This is a genomic window from Ruegeria sp. Ofav3-42 (assembly GCF_022347725.1).
GTDB lineage: Bacteria > Pseudomonadota > Alphaproteobacteria > Rhodobacterales > Rhodobacteraceae > Ruegeria.
This window is the reverse complement of record NZ_JAKRGB010000006.1, coordinates 64,133-89,230: the sequence shown is the minus strand read 5'-3', so window position 1 is coordinate 89,230 and position 25,098 is coordinate 64,133. Positions and strand designations below refer to the sequence as shown.

Genomic DNA, 25,098 nt, shown 5'->3' with positions numbered 1-25,098 from the left:
GAAAAGGGGAGATTTCCATGGCACTGGACAACGCAAACGATTTTTCGATGTCCCGGAAGGCAATGAAAGCCGAACTGTTGGACGCGGAAACCGAATTGCAACTGGCTTATGCATGGCGGGACGACCGCGACGAACAAGCCCTGCACCGACTGATTACAGCCTATATGCGGTTGGCGATTTCGATGGCGGCCAAGTTCAAGCGTTACGGCGCACCAATGAACGATCTCATTCAAGAGGCCGGCCTGGGTTTGATGAAAGCGGCGGACAAGTTCGATCCTGATCGCGGCGTGCGATTTTCTACGTATGCCGTCTGGTGGATCAAGGCGAGCATTCAGGACTATGTGATGCGCAACTGGTCGATGGTCCGGACCGGATCGACTTCTTCGCAGAAATCTCTGTTCTTCAACATGCGGCGTGTGCAGGCGCGGCTAGAGCGTGAGGCCGCAACAGAGGGTATGGAACTGGACCGTCATCAGCTTCATCAGATGATCGCAGCGGAAATCGGAGTTCCACTTCGTGATGTGGAAATGATGGAGGGTCGCCTCTCCGGCTCGGATTTCTCATTGAACGCGGTCCAGTCGACGGATGAGGATGGACGCGAATGGATCGATGCCCTTGAGGATGAACGCGAACAGGCAGCCGAAACTGTCGAAAACAGCCATGATACCCAGCAATTGCGCGAATGGCTGCTGACCGCAATACAGGCGCTGAACGACCGGGAGCGATTTATTGTCCGCGAACGCAAACTGCGCGAACCCGCCCGGACATTGGAGAGCCTTGGACAGGAACTTGGCCTGTCGAAGGAACGGGTGCGCCAGCTTGAGGCTGCGGCCTTTGTGAAAATGCGGAAGAACCTTGAAGCTCAATCGCGTGAGGTGCAACACTTCATCGCATGAGACAGCTTGCGATTCTGCTTTGTACACTTGTGGTTATGGCCAACCCCGGCCGTGCCGATGATTTGGTTCCCGACGAAGTGTTGGCCGCGATGACTGCGGCGGACGTTGTCATATTGGGCGAAATCCACGACAACCCCCAGCACCATGGTATCCAGGCCGAAGCGCTGAAGGCGATCGGGCCGACAGCCGTGGTGTGGGAAATGGTGACCGAAGAGGGAGCTCAGCGACTTTCGGATAAAGCCATTTCGGACCCGGAAGAACTTTCCAGAATTCTCAAATGGCTCGAATCCGGGTGGCCTCCGCTAAGCATGTATTACCCTGTGTTCCAGGCCTCGGACGCGCCCGTATACGGAGCGATGGTTCCGCGCGCAGCAGCTCGGGCGGCAATGGAACGCGGCGCTGCCACCGCCTTGGGCGCGGATGCGGCCCGGTATGGTCTGACGGTTCCGTTGCCGAAAGAGGAACAGGCCGCGCGAGAGGCCGATCAGATGGCGGCGCATTGTAATGCGTTACCAGAGAGTGCCCTGCCGCAACTGGTCGCGATTCAAAGGTTGCGGGACGCAGTGCTGACACGGGCGATATTGCGTGCCACGGAGGAAACCGGCGGCCCTGTTGCGGTGATCACAGGCAATGGCCATGCCAGAAAAGACAGGGGCATCCCGACCTTTCTGTCCCGTATGAGCCCAGGTTTGAATGTCTTTGTGCTGGGCCAGTCCGAAGACGGGATCGTTGAAGGTGAGTTCGACGCCGTGATTGACAGCCCAGGCGTGGAACGTGAAGACCCGTGTCTGGCGTTTGAGACGCAGAATTAACCGCTGGAACTGTCCGTTGGCCTTGCCTAATGTCAGGCCGACCGGGACGGGAAGGGCAAAACATGCTGGCATCGAAACGCATTCTCTTGATCATCGGCGGAGGGATCGCGGCCTACAAGTCTCTGGACCTGATCCGGCGGCTGAAAGAGCGCGGCGCGACTGTGACGCCGGTTCTGACGCGTGCGGCCGAGGAATTTGTGACACCCCTTTCGGTTTCGGCATTGGCCGGTGAAAAAGTCTATCGCGACCTGTTCGACCTGACGGATGAAGCTGAGATGGGGCATATTCAGCTGTCGCGTTCGGCCGACTTGATCGTTGTTGCCCCAGCGACGGCGGACATGATGGGCAAGATGGCCGGGGGGCTCGCCAACGATCTGGCTTCGACCCTGCTCATGGCGACGGATACACCAGTTATGTGCGCACCTGCCATGAATGTTCGTATGTGGGATCACCCCGCAACACAGCGCAATCTGAAGCAGTTGCAAGCGGATGGCATCCGCTTTGTTGGGCCAAACGAAGGTGACATGGCCTGTGGCGAGTACGGCCCCGGTCGGATGTCAGAACCGCTTGAAATCGTGGCCGCAGTCGAGGCACAGCTTGGCGACGGGCCGCTGAAGGGCAAGCGTATTTTGGTCACGTCCGGTCCGACCCATGAACCGATCGACCCCGTCCGGTACATCGCCAATCGGTCATCCGGCGCACAAGGCACAGCAGTGGCAAGGGCGTTGTCTGCGCTGGGCGCCGATGTGGTTTTTGTTACCGGGCCTGCCGAAGTTCCCCCGCCCGAGGGTGTTCAGGTGGTCCGCGTGGAAACCGCGCAACAGATGTCTGACGCAGTGGATACAGCTCTGCCCGTCGACGCCGGTGTCTTTGCCGCTGCAGTCGCAGACTGGCGCATGGCGACCGCCTCGGACAAGAAACTGAAGAAAAGCCGCGATGGCCTTCCGACGCTGGAGTTTGCCGAGAACCCGGACATTCTCAAACGGGTGGCAAGGCTGGAGGAAGGACGGCCATCGCTTGTTGTTGGCTTTGCCGCCGAAACCGACAATGTGATCGAGCATGCAACCGCGAAACGCGCCCGAAAGGGTTGTGACTGGATCGTGGCAAATGACGTCAGCCCGGCGACGGGCATCATGGGCGGGTCCGAAAACGCAGTCATCCTGATCTCGGACGATGGGGCCGAAGACTGGCCGCGGATGGGTAAAGATACCGTTGCCAAACGTCTGGCGCAGAAAATCGCCGACGCTCTGACAAGCTGAACAAGAGGAACAGTGATGGTAGCAATTCGTGTGATCCGCGAAGATGGGGCCGATCCGGCCGTGGCTTTGCCGTCTTATGAGTCCACGGGAGCGGCCGGTGCGGACGTCCGCGCGAACCTGCCGGGTGGGGATTCGATTGTCTTGGAGCCGGGGCAACGCGCTTTGGTTCCAACAGGCCTCAGAATCGAAATTCCCAACGGGTATGAGGTGCAGGTGCGCCCCCGCTCGGGTCTGGCCCTGAAACACGGGATTACCTTGCCCAACACACCCGGCACAATCGACAGCGACTATCGTGGGCCGTTGGGTGTGATCCTGTTGAATACGGGCCAGGAGGCGTTCGAGATTGCCCATGGTGAGCGCATCGCGCAGCTGGTTGTTGCGCCGGTTGTTCAGGCAACTTTCGAACCGGCTGAAGCGCTGAGTGACACGGATCGCGGTGCGGGTGGTTTCGGCTCGACCGGACGCGGCTGATGTTTCTTGTATTGATCCTCGCCGCCGCTCTGTGGGGCATCGGATATCTGGCGGGAGTTTCCCGGACGGCTCGTTCCGTTTCGGTCGGCGTTTTGCTGGTCGGCGTGTTGATTATTCAACTGACGTTGCCGGATGGGCACCCGCTGCGCGAGGCAACCGGCGGGTCTGCGGCCCTGTGGCTGATCCTGGGTGGCGTCGCGGTTCTGGTTCTGATCTATGGCAGGGTGCTCAAGGCGCTGCGTAACCGCGCCGCGCCAACGCCAGCCGAGGAACCCGCCATGCCGTCCGACAAGTTCTCTGAGACCGAACTGGAGCGCTACGCCCGTCATATCGTCCTGCGTGAGTTGGGCGGTCCGGGGCAGAAAAAGATGAAACAGGCCCGTGTTTTGGTGATTGGTGCCGGCGGGCTTGGCGCGCCTGCGCTACAGTATCTGGCGGCGGCGGGCGTCGGTACAATCGGCGTGATTGATGACGATGTAGTAGAAAACGCCAACCTGCAAAGGCAAGTGATCCACCGTGACGCCGATATCGGCATGCCCAAGGTGTTTTCGGCCCAACAAGCCATGGAGGCCCAGAATCCCAATGTGGTTGTCTTGCCGTATCACCGACGGCTGACAGATGAGATTGCGGCAGACTTATTTGCCGATTTCGATCTAATCTTAGACGGCACCGACAATTTCGATACTCGCTATTTGGCCAATCGCACCGCAGTTACACTGGGCAAACCGCTGATCTCGGGCGCGCTGTCGCAGTGGGAAGGTCAGCTCAGCGTTTTTGACCCTGCTAATGGCGCGCCCTGTTACCAGTGTATCTTCCCCGAAGCTCTGGCCCCCGGTCTGGCCCCGTCTTGTGCCGAAGCGGGGGTCGTTGGTCCTCTGCCTGGCGTGGTGGGTTCTATGATGGCCGTTGAAGCGATCAAGGTCATTACGGGGGCAGGTCAACCCCTACGGGGCGAGATGTTGATCTACGACGCCCTTTATGGCGAGAGTCGCAAAATCTCACTGTTACGGCGCGCGGATTGCCCGATATGCGGGACAGTGGGGGGATAAGCGCAACCGCCGCGCGCATTTTGCGCGCGGCTTGGCCCAACCCTCCCAAGACGCATCTTTGATGCGCGCTGCAGGGGCGGGAGCGCTTACCCTAACGCGCCATCCAGATCAGCAATCAAGTCTTCGGCATCTTCAAGCCCGACAGACAACCGGAAGATCCCATCCCCTGCATAGCGACGATAATCTTCCAATTGCGTGCCCTGCAGTTTGAACGAGGTCTCCATCAGGCCTTCTGTCCCCATCCAAAAGATCAGGCTGCGATGATGACCCAGCGACACCGCGTAGTGGATGACTTCCAGTCGCTCAATCATTTGCTGGGCTATGCGCTCACCGTCCGCTGCGCTGCCGACCTGAAAGGAGACCATCCCGGACATGTTCGACATTTGTCGTTGCGCCAGCTCGGCTTGCGGATGCGAAACGAGACCGGGGTAAATGACCCGGGACACGCGTGGGTCAGCCTCCAACCATTCCGCGACGGCCATAGCCCCGGCTTCGTGTGCTTTCATGCGCAGCGGTAGGGTCGACGCGCCGCGCGCTATCAGCCAGGCATTGAACGGTGACAGAATTCCGCCGTGATGAATGGCGGCCTCGGCGCGCATTTTGGCCACCAGTTCGGCAGACCCAGCCACAGCACCGCCAATGGCATCTCCGTGGCCACCGATATATTTGGTGATTGAGTGCATTGTCAGGTCGACGCCCAGCCCGACTGTGTCCATCCCCAAAGGCGAGGCAAAAGTTGCATCGCAACTGAGCAGCGCACCTGCTTGCCGCGCCAGTTTTGAGATCTCAGCCAAATCGGTCAGGCGGTTGATCGGATTGACTGGGGTCTCGGTGTGGATCAATCGGGTGTTGGGTCGGACTGCGGCGGCAACTGCCTCAATGTCGGACATGTTCACGGCCGACACTTCAATGCCCATCCGTGGCAGAGTTTCGCGCGCCAGTTCGGCCACGCCGGCATAGGACACGTCCGACACGACCAGATGATCCCCGGCGGACAGAAACGTGAAAAAGATCGCTGATGCGGCCGCCATGCCAGAGGCAGTGGCAAGGCAGGCTTCCGTGCCCTGCAAAGCGGCGATCTTCGCCTCCAGACCTGCGACGGTTGGGTTGGCCCAGCGAGAATAGACATAGGGGCTGTCTGGTGTCAGGTCATGGGCCGAAAATCCCGCCAGATCCTCGGTGACGTAGGTTGAACTCATATGGATCGGCGGTGCAGATGCATTGGTCGAGGCATCCGGCGGATCGCCCGCGTGGATTGCCGTGGTCATGATCCCTGCGGCTCGGTTTGGTTTGCTCATGTCCTGTTTCCTCCTCGTCGCGACCCTGCGCGCGGCAGTCGGTTTGCGCAAGAGAAAGTGGACGCATCAGGGCGCCACCTCTGGACCATTCCACCCGCCCTCCCTAGCTTGACCAGCAAAGGAGATCCGCATGACCAACCCGATCCTGTCCGATTGGACTACTCCGTTTGAAATCGCACCGTTTGCCGAGATTTCGGACGATGATTTCTCGCCCGCGCTGCAGCAGGCGATGCAAGCCCACAATGCCCAGATCGACGCGATTGCAGACAACGCCGAGCCGCCCAGTTTCGCCAACACGATCGAGGCGCTTGAGGCCGCCGGAGAGCAGATGGACAAGGTGTTGTCGGTCTTCTTCACGGTCGCAGGGGCGGACAGCAACCCGAAGCGTGAAGAATTGCAGCGTGAGTTCTCTCCCCGACTGTCGGCGCATTTCTCGGGGATTTCGTCAAACAAGGCGCTGTTCCGCCGTGTCGCGGATCTGTGGGCGCGTAAGGATGAACTGAGCCTGACCGACGAACAAGCGCGTGTTTTGATGCTGACCCATCGAGGGTTCGTCCGCGCCGGTGCCGCGTTAGAGGGGGATGAGGATTCCCGCATGCAGGAGATCAAGGCGCGGTTGGCCTCGCTGGGAACATCCTTCACCCAGAACCTGTTGGCTGATGAACGCGATTGGTTCATGGACCTGTCCGAAGATGATCTGGAGGGCCTACCGGATTTCGTAGTGAGTGCGGCTCGTGCTGCCGGGGAAGAAAAGGGCGTAGATGGTCCTGTGGTGACCTTGTCCCGTTCGCTGATCGTGCCATTCCTGCAATTCTCGCCCCGCCGCGATCTGCGCGAGACAGCGTACCGGGCCTGGACTGCGCGGGGTGCCAATGGCGGGGAAGCGGACAACCGAGAGATCGCCGCTGAAATTCTCGAGCTGCGTGAGGAACGCGCGAAGCTATTAGGGTATTCCAGTTTCGCCGACTACAAGCTGGAAACCGAAATGGCCCGAACGCCGAACCGTGTTCGTGATCTGCTGATGCAGGTCTGGGAGCCTGCAAAGACACGGGCTGACACGGATGCGGAAGTCTTGACCGCGATGATGCGGGAGGATGGCGTCAACGGTCCGCTGGAGGCTTGGGATTGGCGTTACTACGCCGAAAAGCGCCGCAAGGCCGAACATGATCTGGATGAAGCTGCGCTGAAACCCTACCTGCAACTGGACCGCATGATCGAGGCGTCATTTGCCTGCGCCAACCGGCTGTTTGGATTGGAATTCGCGCCGCTGGATGTGCCGCTTTATCATCCGGATTGCCGTGCTTGGGAAGTATCACGCAACGGGCAGCATATTGCGGTGTTCATCGGGGACTACTTCGCACGTGGTTCGAAACGGTCGGGTGCGTGGTGCAGCGCGATGCGGTCTCAGGCGAAATTCCCCAAGGTTCAGGCACCCATTGTGATCAATGTCTGCAACTTCGCCAAGGGCGATCCGGCGTTGCTGTCCTATGACGATGCGCGCACCCTGTTCCACGAGTTCGGTCACGCATTGCATCAGATGTTGTCCAACGTGACCTATGAGAGCATTTCCGGCACCAGCGTTGCGCGTGATTTTGTGGAACTGCCCAGCCAGCTTTACGAGCATTGGCTTGAAGTGCCCGAAGTGCTGGCCGAATTCGCCACGCATGCCGAGACCAGTGAGCCGATGCCGCAAGAGATGCTGGAGAAGGTTCTGAAGGCCGCCAATTTCGATCAGGGGTTCCAGACGGTGGAATATGTGGCTTCGGCTCTGGTCGATTTGGCGTTCCACGAGGGTGCAGCGCCTGCCGATCCGATGACAAAGCAAGCAGAGGTTCTGGCCGAGATCGGGATGCCCCAAGCCATCGGTATGCGTCACGCCACCCCGCATTTCGCTCATGTGTTTGCAGGCGACGGGTACAGTTCGGGCTATTACAGCTACATGTGGTCTGAGGTCATGGATGCCGACGCCTTCGCCGCCTTCGAAGAGGCTGGCGGAGCATTCGACCCCGAACGCGCCAAAGCGCTGGAAGAGAATATCCTGTCCACCGGCGGTTCGCGCGAGGCCGAAGATCTCTATCTGGCGTTCCGTGGCCGTTTGCCGGGCGTGGAGGCGCTGTTGAAAGGCCGTGGTTTGATCGCGGCCTAGCTAGTCAGTAGCCCAGATTTCGATCAACGAGGTGCAGGAAGGGTTTGCCCTCCTCACCTCGGATGATGTTCTGACAAATAACCTGCGCGGCGGTCACCGGTCGAGTTTCGGACGCGATATGCGGCGTGACAGTCACGTTGGGATGCGCCCAATACGGGTCTTCCGGTGGCAGCGGTTCCACGCGGAACACATCCAACGTAGCATGGCCAATCTGGCCCGAATCCAAGGCTGCTAGCAGCGCATCGTCGTCGATTAGCGGTCCGCGTCCGGGGTTGATGATCCGCGCCCCTCTGGGAAGCAAGGCAAGCGTGTTCGCATTCAGCGCGTTTATGGTCGCCGGAGTATCTGGCAGCAGCAGAACAACGATCTCGGCGTTGGACAAAGCGGCACGCAAGCCGTCCGCTCCGTGCAGGCAGGTCACTCCGGGGATGTCTTTTGCGGTTCGGCTCCAACCTGTGACCTGAAAGTTGAGGGCAGCAAGGGCACGCACCGCTGCTTCTCCCAACGCGCCCAGACCCAGTACACAAACATTTCGCTCGGTTGCCAAAGGCGGGGCGTCGGGGGTCCAGACGCCATCCTGAACCGTGATGTATTGATCCATACCCAGATGATACCGCAACACCTGGCCGACCACCCATTCGGTCATGCCCTGCATTAGCCCGTGATCCACCATCCGCGCCAATGGGACAGTCAGCGTTTCGTTTCCGGCAATCTTCTCGACACCGGCCCAGAGACTCAGAACTGCCTTCAGGCGCGTGTAGGGTGAGAAATCCAGCAAACCGCTGGTCGGAGCGTAAACGACATAATCGACCTGATCCGGCTCGAACTCGGTTGCCAGACGGAAATCCAGCCCTGCTTCGGACAGACCTTTAGACAGCAGGGGTTCGTACACGGGCCATTGTTCAGGGCGCGCGGAAAACAGGACGTTAACGGGCATGTTGGGCCTTTCAGTTTAACGGGGGCGGTGGATATGTGCGCTTTGAACGATACCAAAGGCAGCCATGAGAACCAGCATGGCAGACCCGCCATAACTGACCATCGGCAGCGGAACCCCCACAACCGGGGCGAGGCCCATGACCATCGACATGTTGACGGCAAAGAACAGGAAAAAGTTCAGCGCAATGCCCAATGTGACCAGAGACGAAAACCGGTCCTTGGTCGACAGGGCGGTGACCAGACAGAAAATCAGGATCAGGCCATACAGCGTCAGAAGGGTAATGCCGCCGACAAAACCGAACTCCTCAGCCAGCGTGGTAAAAATGAAGTCGGTGTGCTTCTCGGGCAGGAAGTTGAGTCGCGACTGCGTCCCCTGCATGAACCCACGCCCGTTCCAGCCGCCCGATCCCAGAGCGATCTTGGATTGTGTGATGTGATAGCCAGCCCCCAGCGGATCGGTGGATGGATCAAGGAAGGTGTCGATGCGGCGGAACTGGTAATCCTTGAGCAATTGCCATTCGGTCCCGCGACTGTTGAAAACAGTCGCAATCAAGCCGACCACGGCGGCGATGACGGCTGCGAAATAGGCCCAGTGGACACCGGCCAGAAACATCAGCCCTCCGCCCGCAGCCAGCAACAGGATCGAGGTGCCAAGGTCGGGTTGCTTCAGGACCATGGCCGTTGGGATCAGTATCAGGACAACCGGGATCAAAACCCATAGCGGGCGCGAGGTCTTGTGCGAAGGCAGCCAGTCGTAATAGGCGGCCAGAACCATGACCAATGCGACCTTCATGACTTCGGACGGCTGCAGCCTCATGAAGCCAAGGTCGATCCATCGCTGCGCGCCCATGCCGATTGTGCCAAACAGTTCCACAAACACCAGAAGAACGATCGAGCCGAGATAGGCCAGGACGGACATGTTGCGCCAAAACCAGATCGGCACCAGCGCAATGATGAACATGACGGTCAGTCCCAGCCCGAAACGCTCAATCTGCGGCTCTGCCCAGGGCATCCATGAGCCACCCGCGACCGAGTACAGCATCAGGAACCCGGCGCTGGCCACACTGATCAGCAACAGCGTCAGCGGCCAGTTCATATACAGGAACTTGCGAAATCCCGTTGGCGTGGATTTGACGGCGTATTCAAGATAGCTCATGCGCGTTCCTTTTCGGTCGGACGCGCTTTGGGGCGGCGGTCGCCCTCGAGCCGTTTCTGCTGTTCCCTGATGCGTTCGCGATCGCCAACCGGATAGGCCTCAAGCGGGGGTGTGCCGTCGTAAAGCGCCTGTAGCATGATATCCCGCGCAACCGGGGCCGCAGCCTTGGAGCCGCCGCCGCCGTGTTCTACCACCACCGCCACAGCGTATTTCGGGTTGTCATAAGGCGCGAAGCTGACGAACAGCGCATGGTCGCGGCGTTCCCACGGTAGGTCTTCGTTGCGGATCACGCCGGCGGCGCGTTCGGCCTTGGTGATGTTGCGCACCTGACTGGTGCCGGTTTTGCCCGCCATTCGCAGGTCGTCCGCGATAATGCGGCTGCGATAGGCGGTGCCGCCCCGATCATTGGAAACCGAGAACATGGCTTTACGGATGTGCTCCAGATTGGCCGGATTGACGGCCAGCGGTTCACCTGCGCCCGAAAGTTGCTCAACCCCGTTCACGGACCGCACCAAACGCGGCTTGACCGCGCGCCCCGTTGCGATCCGCGCTGTCATGACCGCAAGTTGCAAGGGCGAGGCCAGCATGAAGCCTTGGCCGATAGAGGCATTCGCCGTGTCACCGACCAGCCAGCTTTCACCGTGAACACGTTCCTTCCATTCCTGGTTCGGAGCCAAACCGGCGGCGACAGCCGACATCGGGATATCGTGTTTCACACCCAGCCCGAATGTACGGGCCATCTCGGAAATATTGTCGATTCCGGTGCGCAGAGCCACGTCGTAGTAGTAGACATCGCAGCTGCGTTTCAGCGACAGATTAAGATCCACAGTCCCGTGTCCGCCACGTTTCCAGCAGTGGAACCGGCGGCTCCCGACTTTCAGATGACCCGGGCAATACACTGTGCTACCGGGTGCGACCACACCAGCCTCAAGCGCGGCCATTGCCGTGATCATTTTGAACGTTGAACCCGGTGGGTAGGTGCCCTGTACAGTCTTGTTGGCCAGCGGGCGATAATTGTCCTGCGTTAGCGTTCGGTAATCGGCAACCGATATCCCGCGTACGAACAGGTTCGGGTCAAAGCTGGGGGCAGAGCTAATGGCCCGGATATCGCCGGTTTCGCAATCGATTACAACGGCTGCGGCACTTTCCCCGGCCAGCCGGGCCTGCGCGTATTGTTGCAGATCGGCGTCGACCGACAATTGCAGATCGGCCCCGGCCTCGCCCTCTTGTCGGTCAAGTTCACGCATTACCCGCCCTGTTGCGTTGACCTCAACCCGTTTAGCGCCCGCTTTGCCGCGCAGTGTTATTTCCTGCTTGGCCTCAAGCCCAACCTTGCCGATCTGGAAGCGAGGAATGCGCAGTACCGGCTCAGGGTCTTCGATCTGACTGAGGTCATAGTCACTGACCGGGCCGACATAGCCGACCACATGGGCGAAATCCTCGTAGCGGGGGTACAGACGGGCCGTGCCCACTTCGGGCGTGACACCCGGCAGGGCCGGGGCATTGACTGCGACTTTCGAGATATCTTCCCACGTGACCTGATCGGCCAGAGTGACCGGAAGGAACGGGGCGGACCGACGCATCTCGGCTTTGGCGCGGTCGATCTCGTCCTGCGTCAATGGGATCAGGTCCGAGAGATTGGAAATCACCTCGTCAACATCGCCCGCATCCTCGCGGACCATTACAATACGATAGGATTGCGTGTTTTGGCCGATGATCTGCCCATTGCGGTCGTAGATACGCCCCCGTGTCGGGGGGATCAGGCGGATGTTGATCCGGTTTTCCTCTGCAAGCAGGCGGTATTCGTCGGCCTGATCCACTTGCATAAAGCGCATCCGAGCTGCCAGCCCGCCGATAAAGGCTGCCTGCAGCCCGCCCAAAATCAAGGCCCTGCGGGGCAGGCGCTTATAGGCCAGACCTTGTGATTTGGGATTGCGTTGCTTCATACCCGAACCCCTCCGGTACCGGGATCAGCCACCGACAGGCGTCGAACGCCAAATACATTTTGGCTGAGAAGAACGATCAAGGGATACGCCGCAATTGTCAGAATTATTTGTATCACCACAGGACCCAATGCCGCTTGCTGTACCGATAGAATAGCAAGAATGACGCGGTTCAAAACAAAAACCCCCGTGATCACGATCGCGGCGGTTGTCCATTCTGCCACAAACCCGGCATCACGCATTCCGGCGCCAGCCGAGCGCAGATATGCGGTTCCCAGAACCACCAGCGCCGCCAGCAGGCCGGGTGGTCGTTGCAATAGCAGGTCGGCTATCATCATGACCGCTGCGACCAAAAGGATTGGAACATATTCCGGTCGTCGCAGAACCCAAGCGAAAGTCAGGGCGATCAACAAGTCCGGAAACGGCCAGCGATCTGGTTGCGTGTCCAGCGGAAGAAGATGCAGAAACATGATCAGTACTGCCAGGAACAAGTACAAACTGCGCTTGATCCAAAGATGCGAGACCTGCCTATCCATCGCCGACCTCCGATGGGGTCAAGGCGGCCGCGGGCTGTCGTGGTCCAACGATACCGCCGGGATCGTTGATTGTGGGGGCGGAGTGGTGCCGCAGCACCCGCAGGAATTCGAGGCGCTCGAAATCGGCGGAAAGGCGTACTCTTAAGCGACCGCCGGGGTCTTCGGTGATCTGGCCGATCAGCAGCCCACCGGGAAACACACCGCCGTCGCCCGAGGTCACGACACGGTCGCCCGGCCGCACAAGCTCCCGGTTCTCAAGAAACTCTACAGACGGAGAGGGAGTGTTGTCGCCTGCGATCAGGGCGGTTTGGCCGGAAGGTTGAATCGTTGCGGGAATTGCGCTCGATGCATCCGTCATCAGAATAACCCGCGCTGTATCTGGACCAACGCCCGAGATACGGCCCACGACGCCGATCCCGTCCATGGTGGCCCATCCGTCGCGGATGCCGTCGCGCTCACCCACGTTCAGTAGAACCGACTGCCGGAAGGGCGAGCCGCTATCGGCCATCACGACGCCGGTGATATAAGTCAGGCGCGGGTCCAGACGCACGTTGTTCAGATCCAGAAGCCGGGCGTTTTCCTGCTCCAATTGCAGGGCCGCCTCTTTCCAGGCACGCATGATGCGCAATTCGCTGCGCAATTCCTGGTTCTGGGCGCTCAGCCGTTGGTAACTTTGGAAGTCGCGCACCAGATTAACGGCGGCTGTGACCGGGACCATGGCCCATTCCATAGACGGCACAACGCGGTCCACGACCTGCGCGCGAAAGCGTTCAACGCGCGGACTGTCGATCCGCCAGATCAGAAAGATGCCCAACAGGCACAACACAACGATCCCCAACAGCAAGCGGCGCAGGGGGGTCGTGTATTCATCGCGCTGTGATCGGTCTTTTGCCACAGGTTACCTTCCCGTGCTGCTCGTGCCGAATTTACCCTGTATCTTAAAAGGTGCGCGCCTTAGCTTTCGTAGTCAATCGCGTGGCGCAGTTGTTTTTCGTATTCCAGCGCCTTGCCGGTACCCAAAGCCACACAATTCAGGCTTTCATCGGCAATCGACACGGCCAGACCGGTCTGTTCGCGCAACGCCAGGTCTAGATCGCCCAACAGCGCACCGCCACCAGTCAGCATCACGCCACGGTCAACGATGTCCGCAGCCAGATCGGGCGGCGTGGTTTCGAGCGCGGTCATCACCGCTTCGCAAATCTGCTGCACCGGCTCAGACAAGGCCTCGGCCACCTGAGCCTGGCTGATCTCGATTTCCTTCGGCACGCCGTTCAGCAGGTCGCGGCCGCGGATATGCATCGACTGGCCACGACCGTCATCGGGCATACGTGCGGTGCCGATGGTGGTCTTGATCCGTTCGGCGGTGGATTCACCGACCAGCAGGTTCTGTTGACGACGCAGGTACGAAATGATGGCTTCGTCCATACGGTCACCACCAACACGAACCGATCGGGCGTATACGATGTCGCCAAGCGACAAAACCGCAACCTCGGTCGTACCACCACCGATATCGACGACCATGTTACCGGTCGGATCCGTGATCGGCATGCCAGCGCCAATCGCGGCCGCAATCGGCTCGGCAATCAGGCCAGCGCGGCGCGCACCTGCGGACATAACCGATTGCCGGATTGCCCGTTTTTCGACCGGGGTCGCGCCATGGGGGACGCAGACGATGATCTTGGGTTTCGAAAAGGTCGAACGCTTGTGCACCTTGCGGATGAAGTGCTTGATCATTTCCTCGGCGGTATCAAAGTCCGCGATCACGCCTTCGCGCATCGGGCGGATGGCTTCGATCGAACCGGGCGTCCGGCCCAGCATCAGCTTGGCGTCTTCGCCAACGGCCAGAACCTTTTTCACGCCATCCTTGACGTGATAGGCCACAACCGAGGGTTCAGACAGGATCACACCGCGCCCCTTGACATAAACCAGCGTGTTTGCTGTCCCAAGGTCGATAGCCATGTCCGCTGTGAACAGGCCGCCCAGATTGCCAAAGATCCCCATGTTTCCCCTGATCCTGTATGTCGGTTTTTTCTACTGCCCGCGACTCGACGGTTCCGGGACGGATGACTTATAGGGTGCCAACACGCCCGGTAAAAGGGCTGATTCCACGGCAATCAGCACCTTTCCGCCTTAATTGCTAGGGACTTTAGAAGGCATCATGCTGTCATATCAACATATTTACCACGCTGGTAACCTTGCGGACGTCCACAAGCACGCAATTTTGGCAGAAACGCTGGCCTATCTGACCCAAAAGGACAAACCGCTGAGCTATATCGAAACCCATTCGGGGCGCGGGCTGTACCATCTGGACTCGGATCAGGCCGTTCAGACCGGTGAGGCGGCGGCGGGGATAGAGCGTGCGTTGACCGAAGACTGGTTTTCTGCGGACCATCCCCTGAGCCGCGCCATTGCCGCCGTTCAGGCGCGATACGGCCAGACCGCCTATCCTGGGTCACCGTTGATTGCGGCTAACCTGTTGCGCTCGCAGGACAAGATGCACCTGGCCGAGTTGCATCCACAGGAATATCGTGCGCTCTCCGACGCATTGGTCACGACCGATGCCCGGACCTATCGTCAGGATGGCTTTGAACTGGCGCAATCCCTGCTACCGCCGACACCGCGCCGGGGCGTTTTGCTGATTGATCCAAGCTATGAGATCAAGTCCGATTATGACCGGCTGCCCGGCATCATCGCCTCTTTGAACCGGAAGTGGAATGTGGGTGTAGTTGCGCTTTGGTACCCGATCTTGGCCAATGGGCGGCATCAGGCGATGCGCGACGCATTGGCAAAGCGAGAATTCCCCAAGGTTCTGCATCACGAAGTGCAGTTCCCGGCCGCGCGTAAGGGGCACGGGATGGTGGGATCCGGCATGTTCGTTGTGAACGCACCTTATGGTCTGAGCGATTCCGCCAGAACGCTGGACAACCTGTTTGGCAGGTTGTCCGCCTAGCCTCGCACGGGTACTGTTTCCTGTATCACAAGGATTTTCTTTGCCGAACGGTAAAGCCGTCCGGCATGAAATCTACTGTGACAGTAATGACCATGCAAAAGAATCCCTGTTTTTTATTGACAGGACCTTGAATTCTGACTGCGGTTCCGTAAGTAAACTGTCACATATGACAACAAACAGGAATCGGAACGCTTCGATGGACTTCCTAAGCCGCCATATCAGTGACTTTCATCTGAGTTACTGGGAAACCTTGATCGACGACTGGTTTTTCGTCTTCGCTATGGCCTTTTTGGCTTTCGAACTGATCCGCTATGCCGTCGTCAAAAAACTGAATTGGCAGATGGTAGGTGATACGGTCACCAACTTCATCACGCTCGTATTCTTCATCGGCATCAGCTTTGTTTTGCTGGCCGGTTTCTACATCGGTGCCTATGTCTGGGCCTCGCAATTTGCTGTGTTCGACATCCCGACCACCTGGGCGTCGTTCATCATCGTTCTGATCCTTGCGGATTTGGCCTATTACTGGGAACACCGAATTCTGCACCGGATCAACTTCCTGTGGGCAACCCACTCGGTCCACCACAGCTCGCCCTTCTTCAATATCTCGGTGGCCTATCGCCATGGCCCGCTGGACGGATTCTGGCCGCTGTTCTTCCACCTGCCGCTGGTTCTGCTGGGCTTTAACCCGTTCATGGTTTTGATCGCGGAACTGCTGGTACAGCTGTATCAAACGGCCCTGCATACAGAGGTGATCAAGAAACTGTGGCGACCGATCGAATACATCTTCAACACGCCGTCGCATCACCGTGTCCACCATGGCTCTAACCCGAAGTATTTGGACAAGAACTACGCCGGAATTCTGATCATCTGGGACCGTATGTTCGGCACGTTCGAAGAGGAAAAAGAAGAGGTGGTCTACGGGCTGGTCAAGCCGATCGACTCGATCAACCCCTTTGTCGCCTTCCTTCACGGCTTTGCCCGCCTGTTCAAGGACGTCTGGAACATGCCGGGGTTCGGCAACAAGCTGGGTGTCTTCTTTGGACCGCCGGGCTGGCAGCCAAAGAACAGCCGTAAGCAGCGTAAACCAGCAGAGTAACCCGAAGGAGCGCAAAAAGATGCCAAGCAACACTCAACGCATCGTGGCGGCCATCGTGACAGCAGGGCTGTTCGTCGGAGGGGCCTGGGTCGCTTCGGGCTTTAGTGCCAACATTGACGAAGCCGCAGCCTCGACCACCGGGACCTCGGAAAACGAGGGTCTGACCGTCAATCTGCACGGGGCACGCAGCACCAGGGGCAACGTGATCGTCATGGCCTTCGACCAGCAGACCGCGTTCGACAATATGGATTACACTAAGGCCGCAGGTTATCTGGAGGCTCCGGCTTCCGAGAAACCACTCCGGTTCGACTTTCCTGATCTCGAAAGCGGGTATTTTGCAATTATCGCGTTTCACGATGAGAACGGGGACTACGACCTGAACTATGACGCGAATTACATGCCGACCGAGGGGTACGCTGTGTCGGGGATGAACGATCTCAACGAGACGCCAGTGTTTGAATACTCGCTGATTGGGACGGACAAGCCGACGGACATGACGTTGTTTTATTGGCCGTAAAGCCTTAACACTTCGATCACACGATGGGGGCGGCCTGACGCAGGCCGCGCCCTGTTTGTCTGAATAATTCGGTTTTCAGGCAGAAAACTGGCGCTATGGACATCCTTCGCCAGGCGGGCTGAACCGCACATATCCGCGAATTTCCTTGTTAGGGCGTGCCGCCCGGCACTAGAATTGCCGCAGGGAGGGGTGCGATGGATCGCCGACTTGCCGCAGTTCTGGCAGCCGATATGGTTGGTTACAGCCGGTTGATGGAAACCGATGAACAGGGCACGCTTGCCCGTTTGCGCACCCACCGCATCGAACTCATTGATCCGTCGATTGATAAAAACGGCGGCAAGATCATCAAGACAACTGGCGACGGAATGCTGGTCGAATTTCCCAGCGCCAGCGATGCTGTTTTATGCGCGGTCGAGGTCCAAAACCGGATGTTTCGCCGAAACGCCGACGTGCCAAAGGATCAGCGCATCCAGTTTCGGATTGGCATCAACCTTGATGAAATCATCTTTGAAGACGACGATATCTTTGGCAGCGGGGTTAACGTGGCCGCCCGCCTTGAGCAATCCGCCAATGCCGGAGAGGTGCTGATTTCCGGCACCGTTCATGATCAGGTCACCAACCGGCTGGACTTGGGTTATCAGGATTTGGGGGATCTTTCGCTCAAGAACCTGACGCAGCCTGTGCGCGCCTTTCGCGTCGAATTGGACGCGCCGGCTGAGGCTGCAGACGAGAGTTTGGCGGCCGACGGTTCGACCAAAGTCGTCAAACCTTCGATTGCGGTCCTGCCGTTCGAAAACATGAGCGGCGATCCGGAGCAGGAGTTCTTTGTCGATGGCCTGACCGAAGATCTTCTGACCGAACTCAGCCGCCGGCACGAGCTGTTTGTGATCTCGCGCAATTCGAGTTTTGTCTACAAGGGGCAGGCCGTGAACCTGCGCGAGGTAGGCGAAGCCTTGGGCGCGCGGTATATCGTAGAAGGCAGTGTTCGCAAAGCTGGCAACCGGCTGCGGGTGACCGTGCAATTGATAGACAGCCAGAGCGACGGGCATATCTGGGCTGAAAAATATGACCGTGACATGGACGACATATTCTCGATTCAGGATGAAGTCACATCGGCCGTTGTAGCCACCTTGCCGGGCCGTATTGAGGCGTCGCAGCAAGAGGGGCTGACGCGAAAGCAGCCGTCTAATCTTGCTGCTTATGAGTGCGTTCTGGCTGCAAAGGTCCTGCATCATCGCAGCACGCGCGAGGATAATGCCGAGGCCACAAAGCTGATAGATCGTGCGATCGAGTTGGACCCCGAATACGCGCACGCGCATGCCTGGAGCGGGTGTATCCGCGGGCAGGCCTGGGGTTATGGCTGGTGCGATGATCTGGAAGAAATGCTTGCGGAGTGTGAGGCGGCGATCCACAAAGCCGCGTCTCTGGATGACAATGACGCGGACGTGCATCGGTTGATGGCTGCTGTTGCAATCCTGCGCAACAAATTGGCGCGCGCGCGGTATCATCAGGAACGCGCCCTGTCTTTGAACCCAAATTATGATCTGGTTGTGGTCCAGATGGGCGAGCTTCTGACATGGGTGGGCCGACCCGAGGAAGGGGCCGAGTGGATTCAGAAGGCGATGCGCCTAAACCCCCATCATCCAGCGCGATTCTGGAGCCATCTCGGTCGCGCCCGCTTCACCGCCAAAGAGTATGAGCAGGCGCTGGATGACTTTGCCCGTCTGCCTGTGTTGGACACGGCTCAGAATGCCTATGTCGCCGCGTGCCACGGATGGCTGGGAAATTCGGATAAGGCAAAAAGGTATGCTCGGGCTGTATATGCCGAAAACCCTGGCTTCAAAATCGCGGATTTGATTGCCACGCTGCACTATGACACAGAAGATGCCGTACAGCACTTGGTTCAGGGACTTGAGAAGGCAGGCCTTTCCTGAGAGCCAACTTCGTGACTAAAAAAACGGCCCGAAAACTCGGGCCGTCTGTTTTGAACACTGTGTGTTTAGGTCAGGTCTTTGTAGCTGATCTCGCGCGCGTCGGCACCCGGGCCGGCCTTTTGGCGGCGCACGATCAGGCGGTTCAGTGCATGGATATACGCCTTGGCTGAGGCCACGACCGTATCCGTATTGGCCGACTGTCCGGTTGCGATCATGCCGTCTTCTTCCAGTCGCACCGACACCGTGGCCTGTGCGTCCGTTCCGGCAGTTACCGCATGCACCTGATACAGCTGCAGATGAGCCGTATTCGGATGCACCACGCGAATGGCGCGGAACGCAGCATCGACAGGGCCATCGCCGGTTTCTGTGGCAATAACCTCTTTGCCGTCCACTTCCATTTCGAGGGTGGCCTCGGCTTTTCCGACTGTGCCGCAGGTGACTTTCATCGAGACCAATTGCAGGTGATCGTCGCCGTCGTCATCATCCAGCGTCATCAGGGCGATGATGTCGTCGTCGAACACTTCTTTCTTGCGGTCTGCCAGTTCCTTGAACCGAACGAAGATATCTTTGAGCTGGTTGTCACCAACCTCATAGCCCAGCGTGTTCAGTTTGTCGCGCAGCGCCGCACGGCCCGAGTGTTTGCCCAAAGGCAAGGACGTGCCGGACAGGCCGATATCTTCGGGGCGCATGATCTCAAAGTTTTCGCGGTTCTTCAGCATCCCGTCCTGATGGATGCCGCTTTCATGCGCGAACGCATTCTTGCCGACAATGGCCTTGTTGAACTGCACGTTGAAGCCTGACACCGTCGCGACCCGGCGCGAGATATGCATGATCTTGGTGGTGTCGATACCTGTTTTCCACGGCATGATGTCGTTGCGCGTGCGCAGCGCCATCACAACCTCTTCCAGTGCGGTGTTGCCTGCGCGTTCGCCCAAACCGTTGATGGTACATTCGATTTGCCGCGCACCACCCGCGACCGCAGCCAGCGAGTTCGCCGTCGCCATGCCAAGATCGTTGTGGCAGTGCGTGGCAAAAACCACCTCATCCGCGCCGGGGACCGTTTCGATCAGGCGCTTGATCAGATCAGCGGATTCCATCGGCGCCGTGTAGCCCACGGTGTCAGGGATGTTGATCGTGGTTGCACCGGCCTTGATCGCAATCTCGATCACACGGCACAGATAGTCCCACTCGGTCCGGGTGGCATCCATCGGCGACCACTGCACGTTTTCGCACAGGTTGCGGGCGTGGCTGACCGTTTCGTGGATTTTCTCGGCCATCTCGTCCTGTGTCAGGTTCGGAATGGCGCGGTGCAGTGGCGAGGTGCCGATGAAGGTGTGGATACGGCTTTTGCCGGCGTGTTTCACAGCCTCCCAGCAGCGATCGATATCCGCGAAATTGGCGCGGGCCAGACCGCAGATGCGGCTGTTTTTCGAACGTTGCGCGATCTCGGAAACGGCCTTGAAATCGCCTTCGGACGCGATCGGGAACCCGGCTTCGATGATGTCGACGCCCATTTCGTCCAGCAGTTCGGCAATTTCGAGCTTTTCGTCATGGGTCATGGTGGCGCCGGGGCTTTGCTCACCGTCACGCAGGGTTGTGTCAAAGATCAAGACGCGGTCTTGGTCGGTCACGTTGGTCATGGGAATCTCTTTCTTCTTCTGTCCTAAAGCCTGTGGCGCGCGGGCGTCCTCCTCTGAGCGGGCGCGCCGGATGGCACGCTCAGAGGCGGATTAGGATCAGTAGGCCACGCAGAGACGCACCGCGAAGGGCGGTGTCGGCAACAAGGATATCTGCGCGGTTGATCATGGGATTGAGGTTATACATCGCGCGACGGGAATGAAAAGAACCAATTTGCACCTTACGTTTGGCACAGTTTCATTTTCTTTTGCGCGGGCGTTGATCGCAACATCCCGGCGTCTAGTTCATCCTACATGAAAACAGCACTCATCATCGGAGCGTCGGGCGGAATAGGGGGCGCACTCTGCAAAAACCTTGAACGGCAGTCGGTTGCGGTTACCCGCTTGTCGAGATCACAGGACGGCTTTGACTTGACCAACCCCGAAGTCGTTAACCAGACGCTAACGGACACGGCTGGTCCATTTGACCTGATCCTGATTGCGTCCGGTGCTTTGGAGGTCAATGGCGCGGTGCCGGAAAAGACCATCAAATCAGTATCTGCGCAGGCGATGATGGATCAGTTCGTGTTGAACGCCGTTGGGCCTGCGTTGGTTCTGGGCCATGCCGCGCGCCTGTTGCCACGTGACCGGCGTTCGGTTGTTGCTGTTCTGTCGGCGCGAGTCGGGTCGATTGGTGACAATCGCCTCGGTGGTTGGGTGAGCTACCGGGCGTCCAAGGCGGCCGTGAACCAGATTGTCCGGACATCTGCGATCGAGCTGGCCCGAACACACAAGCAATCGATTTGCGTGGCCCTACATCCGGGCACGGTACAGACAGCTTTCACTGAGAAATACGTGGGACGGCACCCAGCTGTTGAACCGGATGAAGCAGCAATAAACCTGTTATCCGTAGTCAAGGCCCTGAGTCCGGCCGATACAGGCGGGTTTTTCGACTGGGCGGGTAAACCGGTGCCGTGGTGAAGCCGATCAGCCGTCAGAGGGCGGGGTTTCCGGCTCACTTTCGGTGTTGGTTTCCTCAGGTGCGCTCACGTTTTCCCTCGGAAGGACACCATTTTCCCAGACGCCGGTTTCTTCCTGACCGTTCGCGTACCGCATCGTGCCGTTTCCGTGCCGCTTGTTGTCCAGGAAGGTGCCCTCATAAACATCACCCGTGGCATAGGTCGCAGTGCCTTCACCGCTGATTTTCCCTTCGGCCCAAGCGCCGGTATAACTGAATCCGCGCGGCGTTCTTATGGTTCCCTGACCGTCGCGCTGGCCGTCTTTGAAGTCGCCTTCGTAGACTGTTCCATCAGGGAAGTTGGCTTTGCCTTTGCCTTGGCGCGCGCCTTCAACCCATTCGCCTTCGTACCGATAGCCATTCGCGAACGTCAGAACGCCGGTGCCGTGGCTCAGCCCGTTTTTGAACTGTCCTTGGTAAACAACACCGTTGGGGTAGGTGGCCTTGCCGTTGCCTTCAAAGATGCCGGCGGTCCATTCCCCGTCATAGACCGTCCCGTCCGGATAGGTCTGGACGCCCTTGCCATGAGGCAGGTCCGCGCTGAAATCGCCGGTATAGGTTGCGCCGTCGGGGTAGGTGACTTCACCCAGCCCTTCGATCTGCCCGTCTACCCATTCACCGGTATAGTCAAATCCGTCGGTCCCCAGAAAACGCCCTTTGCCGTGGCGGCGGTCATCCGAATACTCGCCTTCGTATGTCGCTCCATTTGCATAAGTGGCCTTGCCATTTCCCTGCCGGCGGCCATCAACCAAATCGCCCTCGTAGAGGTCACCATTGGCCTGCAGCAGACGACCTTTTCCGGTCATGCCGTCCTGGGACCAGTCTCCGGTATAAGTCATCCCATCGGGAACTGTCAGAGTGCCCTGTCCGTCGCGCATTCCGTCCTTGATGTCGCCTTCGTAAACGCTGCCCTGCGCAGAAGTGATCTTACCCTTGCCATGCTTGACGCCATCGGCCCAATCCCCATCGTAGCTGTACCCGCTGGGATCGGTCAGAACGCCTTTACCGTGATAGCGCGCGTCCTTGAAGCCGCCTTCGTAGCGGACGCCATTCGTGTACGTCGCGACGCCGGTTCCGTTGATTGAGCCGTTGGACCATTCACCTTCGTAGCTGCCGCCATCCGGGTAGATGATCTTGCCCTGACCTTCGGGTTGTCCCTGCGCGAACATCCCCTCATAGACCGAGCCATTGACGTAGCGCGCAATGCCTTTTCCCTGAATTTCGCCTTCGACCCACTCGCCGACATATTCGAACCCGTTTGGCAGGCGATAGGTGCCTTCTCCGTGGCGCAGGCCGTTCAGGAATGTACCTTCGTACACGCCACCGACATCGTCATCCGCAATGATCACCTGCCCGTCCTGCGCAAAGGCGGATGCGGCCAGAAAAGCCATCGCCGTGGCGGCAAAAGAAATGCGGATAGCGTTCATGGTTGTTCCTGCGTTGCCCGGTTGTCACCTGTTCGCGCAAAACTAGGATACCCGTGCGGACAGAGCAACGTGTTTTGCCGCATTTGCCTTTTACTCGCGGTGCGATCTGCTAAATGGCAATAGGACTGACGAGGGCAAGAGGGCAGCATGACCAACCGTTTCCGCATCACTCTGGCGCAACTCAACCCCACTGTTGGGGATATCGAAGGAAATGCGGCCAAGGCGTTGGCGACCTGGAAACAAGGGAATGAAGCCGGCGCTGATCTGGTGGCTTTCCCGGAAATGTTCATCACCGGCTACAATACGCAGGATTTGGTGATGAAGCCGGTGTTTCACCAGGCGGCGATGGCAGCGGTTCAGAACCTGGCGGCGCAATGTGCAGATGGCCCGGCGATCGCCATTGGAGGTCCCTGGGCGGAAAAAGGCAATCTTTTCAATGCTTACCTCATCCTCAAAGGTGGCCGCATCAGCAGCAAGGTTCTGAAGCACCACCTGCCAAATGAAACAGTGTTCGACGAAGTGCGCCTGTATGATGCCGGGCCATTGGGCGGGCCCTACTCGGTCGGCAATTCTCGGATCGGCAGCCCGATCTGCGAAGACAGTTGGCACCCGGATGTAGCGGAGACTTTGGAGGAGACCGGGGCTGAATTCCTGTTGATCCCGAATGGCTCGCCATACTTTCGCAATAAATACGATGTGCGTCTGAACCATATGGTTGCCCGTGTGGTCGAAACCGGATTGCCGCTGATCTACCTGAACATGGTTGGTGGGCAGGACGATCAGGTTTTTGACGGGGCAACGTTTGGCCTCAACCCCGGCGGTGAAATGGCGTTTCGGATGCCGGTTTTCGACGAGGCGGTGACACACATTGATCTGGAACGCGGTGATGATGGCTGGCGCATTGTGCCGACCGAGATCGTGCCGCAACCTGATGAATGGGAACAGGACTATCGCGCCATGGTCCAATCGCTGCGCGACTATATGGCTAAAACCGGGTTCAAAAAGGCACTGTTGGGGCTGTCAGGTGGCGTAGACTCGGCTTTGGTTGCGACAATTGCCGTGGATGCCATCGGTGCTGAAAACGTCCGCTGTGTGATGCTGCCATCGGAGTATACTAGCCAGGCCTCGTTGGATGACGCCGAAGCTGTCGCGAAGGCGCTGGGCGTGCATTACGACTACGTGCCGATCTCGGACAGTCGGGCGGCGGTTACCGACACTCTGGCCAGCTTGTTCGCCGGGCGCGATGCGGACTTGACCGAGGAAAACATCCAGTCCCGCCTGCGTGGATTGTTGTTGATGGCGATCTCGAACAAATTTGGCGAGATGCTGCTGACCACGGGCAACAAATCTGAGGTTGCAGTTGGATATGCCACGATTTATGGCGACATGAATGGCGGTTATAACCCGATCAAGGATCTGTACAAAACGCGCGTGTTTGAAACCTGCCGCTGGCGCAATGCCAATCAACGCGACTGGATGATGGGCCCGGCAGGCGAGGTGATCCGCCCTTCGGTCATCGACAAGCCGCCCAGTGCCGAGCTGCGAGAAGATCAGAAGGACAGCGACAGCCTGCCGGATTACCCCGAGCTGGACGCCATTCTGGAAATTCTGGTCGACCGCGACGGCTCGATCGCTGATTGCGAAGCGGCCGGGTTCGACGCCGATGTTGCCCGCCGCGTTGAGCACCTGATTTATATCAGCGAGTACAAACGCTTTCAGTCCGCGCCCGGAACACGTCTGACCAAGCGGGCGTTCTGGCTGGACCGCAGATACCCGATCGTAAACCGTTGGCGTGATCGATCCTGAACCGAATCCGGGCGCGACAGCGCTGTCTTCTCCTGAGTTTCTAAAATTAGCAGAATGACCCCATGCGCGCGCATTGTTTTCGATGCGCGCACAATGCTTTTGTGAATTTACCGCCTGCTGCTCAACGCGCTTGAAGGTAAGACAATTTTCTGCCACATTTTAGCTTAATTGTCGCCTCAAGTGGGGCAGATGCGGCGCATTTGAAATGGCCCGGTACCTCTGATCCGGGTCG

21 protein-coding genes are annotated in these 25,098 nt (G+C 58.6%); 12 read left to right on the top strand and 9 right to left on the bottom strand.

Annotation, left to right across the window (positions count from 1 at the left end):
- The first annotated feature begins 17 nt into the window (after window positions 1–17).
- From MHN28_RS10740 to MHN28_RS10720, 5 genes are all read left to right on the top strand, one after another.
- Window positions 18–896 carry an RNA polymerase factor sigma-32 gene (locus tag MHN28_RS10740; protein WP_239338886.1) on the top strand — a complete coding sequence of 293 codons (879 nt, stop codon included), beginning with the start codon at window positions 18–20 and terminating at the stop codon, window positions 894–896.
- Complete coding sequence (locus MHN28_RS10735; RefSeq protein ID WP_239338884.1) at window positions 893–1,708, top strand: ChaN family lipoprotein; 816 nt, start codon at window positions 893–895, stop codon at window positions 1,706–1,708. Before MHN28_RS10740 ends, MHN28_RS10735 begins: the two co-directional genes overlap by 4 nt.
- Window positions 1,709–1,770: 62 nt before the next feature.
- Window positions 1,771–2,967: a bifunctional phosphopantothenoylcysteine decarboxylase/phosphopantothenate--cysteine ligase CoaBC gene (gene coaBC, locus MHN28_RS10730; RefSeq protein WP_239338882.1), complete on the top strand. Its 1,197-nt coding sequence runs from the start codon at window positions 1,771–1,773 to the stop codon at window positions 2,965–2,967.
- A 15-nt stretch (window positions 2,968–2,982) separates the two neighbouring features.
- On the top strand, window positions 2,983–3,438 hold the full coding sequence (dut, locus tag MHN28_RS10725) for a dUTP diphosphatase (protein WP_255732545.1): 456 nt from the start codon (window positions 2,983–2,985) through the stop codon (window positions 3,436–3,438).
- Window positions 3,438–4,487 (top strand): molybdopterin-synthase adenylyltransferase MoeB, encoded by a 1,050-nt coding sequence (locus tag MHN28_RS10720; protein ID WP_239338878.1) that lies wholly within the window; start codon window positions 3,438–3,440, stop codon window positions 4,485–4,487. The genes dut and MHN28_RS10720 overlap by 1 nt, the downstream gene beginning before the upstream one ends.
- An 86-nt stretch (window positions 4,488–4,573) precedes the next feature.
- Here MHN28_RS10720 and MHN28_RS10715 read toward each other — a convergent pair whose 3' ends face one another.
- Window positions 4,574–5,785, bottom strand: coding sequence for a PLP-dependent aspartate aminotransferase family protein (locus tag MHN28_RS10715; RefSeq protein WP_239338876.1), 1,212 nt, complete (start codon window positions 5,783–5,785; stop codon window positions 4,574–4,576).
- Between the two features lie 130 nt (window positions 5,786–5,915).
- On the opposite strand from MHN28_RS10715, the gene MHN28_RS10710 reads away from it, so the two are divergent.
- Window positions 5,916–7,931: a M3 family metallopeptidase gene (locus tag MHN28_RS10710; RefSeq protein WP_239338874.1), complete on the top strand. Its 2,016-nt coding sequence runs from the start codon at window positions 5,916–5,918 to the stop codon at window positions 7,929–7,931.
- 4 nt (window positions 7,932–7,935) lie between these two features.
- Here the strand turns inward: MHN28_RS10710 and MHN28_RS10705 are convergent, their stop codons facing one another.
- From MHN28_RS10705 to MHN28_RS10680, 6 genes are read right to left on the bottom strand one after another with little or no spacing between them, the layout of a single operon-like run.
- On the bottom strand, window positions 7,936–8,868 hold the full coding sequence (locus MHN28_RS10705) for a glyoxylate/hydroxypyruvate reductase A (protein ID WP_239338872.1): 933 nt from the start codon (window positions 8,866–8,868) through the stop codon (window positions 7,936–7,938).
- Between the two features lie 15 nt (window positions 8,869–8,883).
- A complete protein-coding gene (gene rodA, locus MHN28_RS10700) occupies window positions 8,884–10,023 on the bottom strand; it encodes a rod shape-determining protein RodA (RefSeq protein WP_239338870.1) in 1,140 nt (379 codons plus the stop codon).
- Window positions 10,020–11,969 carry a penicillin-binding protein 2 gene (mrdA, locus tag MHN28_RS10695; protein ID WP_239338868.1) on the bottom strand — a complete coding sequence of 650 codons (1,950 nt, stop codon included), beginning with the start codon at window positions 11,967–11,969 and terminating at the stop codon, window positions 10,020–10,022. Before mrdA ends, rodA begins: the two co-directional genes overlap by 4 nt.
- Complete coding sequence (locus MHN28_RS10690) at window positions 11,966–12,502, bottom strand: rod shape-determining protein MreD (protein WP_239338865.1); 537 nt, start codon at window positions 12,500–12,502, stop codon at window positions 11,966–11,968. Before MHN28_RS10690 ends, mrdA begins: the two co-directional genes overlap by 4 nt.
- On the bottom strand, window positions 12,495–13,397 hold the full coding sequence (gene mreC, locus MHN28_RS10685) for a rod shape-determining protein MreC (protein ID WP_239338863.1): 903 nt from the start codon (window positions 13,395–13,397) through the stop codon (window positions 12,495–12,497). The genes MHN28_RS10690 and mreC overlap by 8 nt, the downstream gene beginning before the upstream one ends.
- Window positions 13,398–13,456: 59 nt before the next feature.
- On the bottom strand, window positions 13,457–14,503 hold the full coding sequence (locus MHN28_RS10680; RefSeq protein WP_170333465.1) for a rod shape-determining protein: 1,047 nt from the start codon (window positions 14,501–14,503) through the stop codon (window positions 13,457–13,459).
- A 157-nt stretch (window positions 14,504–14,660) separates the two neighbouring features.
- Between MHN28_RS10680 and MHN28_RS10675 the strand changes: the two genes are divergently transcribed.
- The 4 genes from MHN28_RS10675 to MHN28_RS10660 all read left to right on the top strand — a co-directional run bounded on the left by MHN28_RS10675 (window position 14,661) and on the right by MHN28_RS10660 (window position 18,999).
- Entirely contained in the window at window positions 14,661–15,452 is a 792-nt protein-coding gene (locus MHN28_RS10675; protein ID WP_239338861.1) for a 23S rRNA (adenine(2030)-N(6))-methyltransferase RlmJ, read from the top strand.
- A gap of 196 nt (window positions 15,453–15,648) precedes the next feature.
- On the top strand, window positions 15,649–16,548 hold the full coding sequence (locus MHN28_RS10670) for a sterol desaturase family protein (protein WP_239338859.1): 900 nt from the start codon (window positions 15,649–15,651) through the stop codon (window positions 16,546–16,548).
- 19 nt (window positions 16,549–16,567) lie between these two features.
- The gene (locus MHN28_RS10665) at window positions 16,568–17,065 is read left to right on the top strand and encodes a DUF2141 domain-containing protein (RefSeq protein ID WP_239338857.1); all 498 of its coding nucleotides are present in this window, start codon (window positions 16,568–16,570) and stop codon (window positions 17,063–17,065) included.
- A gap of 194 nt (window positions 17,066–17,259) precedes the next feature.
- On the top strand, window positions 17,260–18,999 hold the full coding sequence (locus MHN28_RS10660) for an adenylate/guanylate cyclase domain-containing protein (protein WP_239338855.1): 1,740 nt from the start codon (window positions 17,260–17,262) through the stop codon (window positions 18,997–18,999).
- Between the two features lie 65 nt (window positions 19,000–19,064).
- On the opposite strand, the gene MHN28_RS10655 is transcribed toward MHN28_RS10660, so the two are convergent.
- Entirely contained in the window at window positions 19,065–20,639 is a 1,575-nt protein-coding gene (locus MHN28_RS10655) for a 2-isopropylmalate synthase (RefSeq protein WP_239338853.1), read from the bottom strand.
- Between the two features lie 291 nt (window positions 20,640–20,930).
- Here MHN28_RS10655 and MHN28_RS10650 point away from each other — a divergent pair, with 291 nt between their 5' ends.
- Complete coding sequence (locus MHN28_RS10650; protein ID WP_239338851.1) at window positions 20,931–21,596, top strand: SDR family NAD(P)-dependent oxidoreductase; 666 nt, start codon at window positions 20,931–20,933, stop codon at window positions 21,594–21,596.
- Window positions 21,597–21,602: 6 nt separating this feature from the next.
- Here the strand turns inward: MHN28_RS10650 and MHN28_RS10645 are convergent, their stop codons facing one another.
- Complete coding sequence (locus tag MHN28_RS10645) at window positions 21,603–23,060, bottom strand: 2-isopropylmalate synthase (RefSeq protein WP_239338849.1); 1,458 nt, start codon at window positions 23,058–23,060, stop codon at window positions 21,603–21,605.
- Between the two features lie 147 nt (window positions 23,061–23,207).
- On the opposite strand from MHN28_RS10645, the gene MHN28_RS10640 reads away from it, so the two are divergent.
- The gene (locus MHN28_RS10640) at window positions 23,208–24,866 is read left to right on the top strand and encodes an NAD+ synthase (RefSeq protein WP_239338847.1); all 1,659 of its coding nucleotides are present in this window, start codon (window positions 23,208–23,210) and stop codon (window positions 24,864–24,866) included.
- Window positions 24,867–25,098: the final 232 nt, after the last annotated feature.

Excerpts from the sequence above, each read along its gene's own strand:
- MHN28_RS10720 (WP_239338878.1), top strand. The coding sequence starts at position 3,438 with ATGTTTCTTGTATTGATCCTCGCCGCCGCTCTGTGGGGCATCGGATAT.
- MHN28_RS10660 (WP_239338855.1), top strand. The coding sequence starts at position 17,260 with ATGGATCGCCGACTTGCCGCAGTTCTGGCAGCCGATATGGTTGGTTAC.
- dut (WP_255732545.1), top strand. The coding sequence starts at position 2,983 with ATGGTAGCAATTCGTGTGATCCGCGAAGATGGGGCCGATCCGGCCGTG.
- MHN28_RS10735 (WP_239338884.1), top strand. The coding sequence starts at position 893 with ATGAGACAGCTTGCGATTCTGCTTTGTACACTTGTGGTTATGGCCAAC.
- MHN28_RS10680 (WP_170333465.1), bottom strand. The coding sequence starts at position 14,503 with ATGGGGATCTTTGGCAATCTGGGCGGCCTGTTCACAGCGGACATGGCT.
- MHN28_RS10690 (WP_239338865.1), bottom strand. The coding sequence starts at position 12,502 with ATGGATAGGCAGGTCTCGCATCTTTGGATCAAGCGCAGTTTGTACTTG.
- coaBC (WP_239338882.1), top strand. The coding sequence starts at position 1,771 with ATGCTGGCATCGAAACGCATTCTCTTGATCATCGGCGGAGGGATCGCG.
- MHN28_RS10705 (WP_239338872.1), bottom strand. The coding sequence starts at position 8,868 with ATGCCCGTTAACGTCCTGTTTTCCGCGCGCCCTGAACAATGGCCCGTG.
- MHN28_RS10675 (WP_239338861.1), top strand. The coding sequence starts at position 14,661 with ATGCTGTCATATCAACATATTTACCACGCTGGTAACCTTGCGGACGTC.
- MHN28_RS10670 (WP_239338859.1), top strand. The coding sequence starts at position 15,649 with ATGGACTTCCTAAGCCGCCATATCAGTGACTTTCATCTGAGTTACTGG.
- MHN28_RS10655 (WP_239338853.1), bottom strand. The coding sequence starts at position 20,639 with ATGACCAACGTGACCGACCAAGACCGCGTCTTGATCTTTGACACAACC.
- MHN28_RS10715 (WP_239338876.1), bottom strand. The coding sequence starts at position 5,785 with ATGAGCAAACCAAACCGAGCCGCAGGGATCATGACCACGGCAATCCAC.
- rodA (WP_239338870.1), bottom strand. The coding sequence starts at position 10,023 with ATGAGCTATCTTGAATACGCCGTCAAATCCACGCCAACGGGATTTCGC.
- MHN28_RS10645 (WP_239338849.1), bottom strand. The coding sequence starts at position 23,060 with ATGAACGCTATCCGCATTTCTTTTGCCGCCACGGCGATGGCTTTTCTG.
- MHN28_RS10665 (WP_239338857.1), top strand. The coding sequence starts at position 16,568 with ATGCCAAGCAACACTCAACGCATCGTGGCGGCCATCGTGACAGCAGGG.
- MHN28_RS10640 (WP_239338847.1), top strand. The coding sequence starts at position 23,208 with ATGACCAACCGTTTCCGCATCACTCTGGCGCAACTCAACCCCACTGTT.
- MHN28_RS10740 (WP_239338886.1), top strand. The coding sequence starts at position 18 with ATGGCACTGGACAACGCAAACGATTTTTCGATGTCCCGGAAGGCAATG.
- mrdA (WP_239338868.1), bottom strand. The coding sequence starts at position 11,969 with ATGAAGCAACGCAATCCCAAATCACAAGGTCTGGCCTATAAGCGCCTG.
- MHN28_RS10650 (WP_239338851.1), top strand. The coding sequence starts at position 20,931 with ATGAAAACAGCACTCATCATCGGAGCGTCGGGCGGAATAGGGGGCGCA.
- MHN28_RS10710 (WP_239338874.1), top strand. The coding sequence starts at position 5,916 with ATGACCAACCCGATCCTGTCCGATTGGACTACTCCGTTTGAAATCGCA.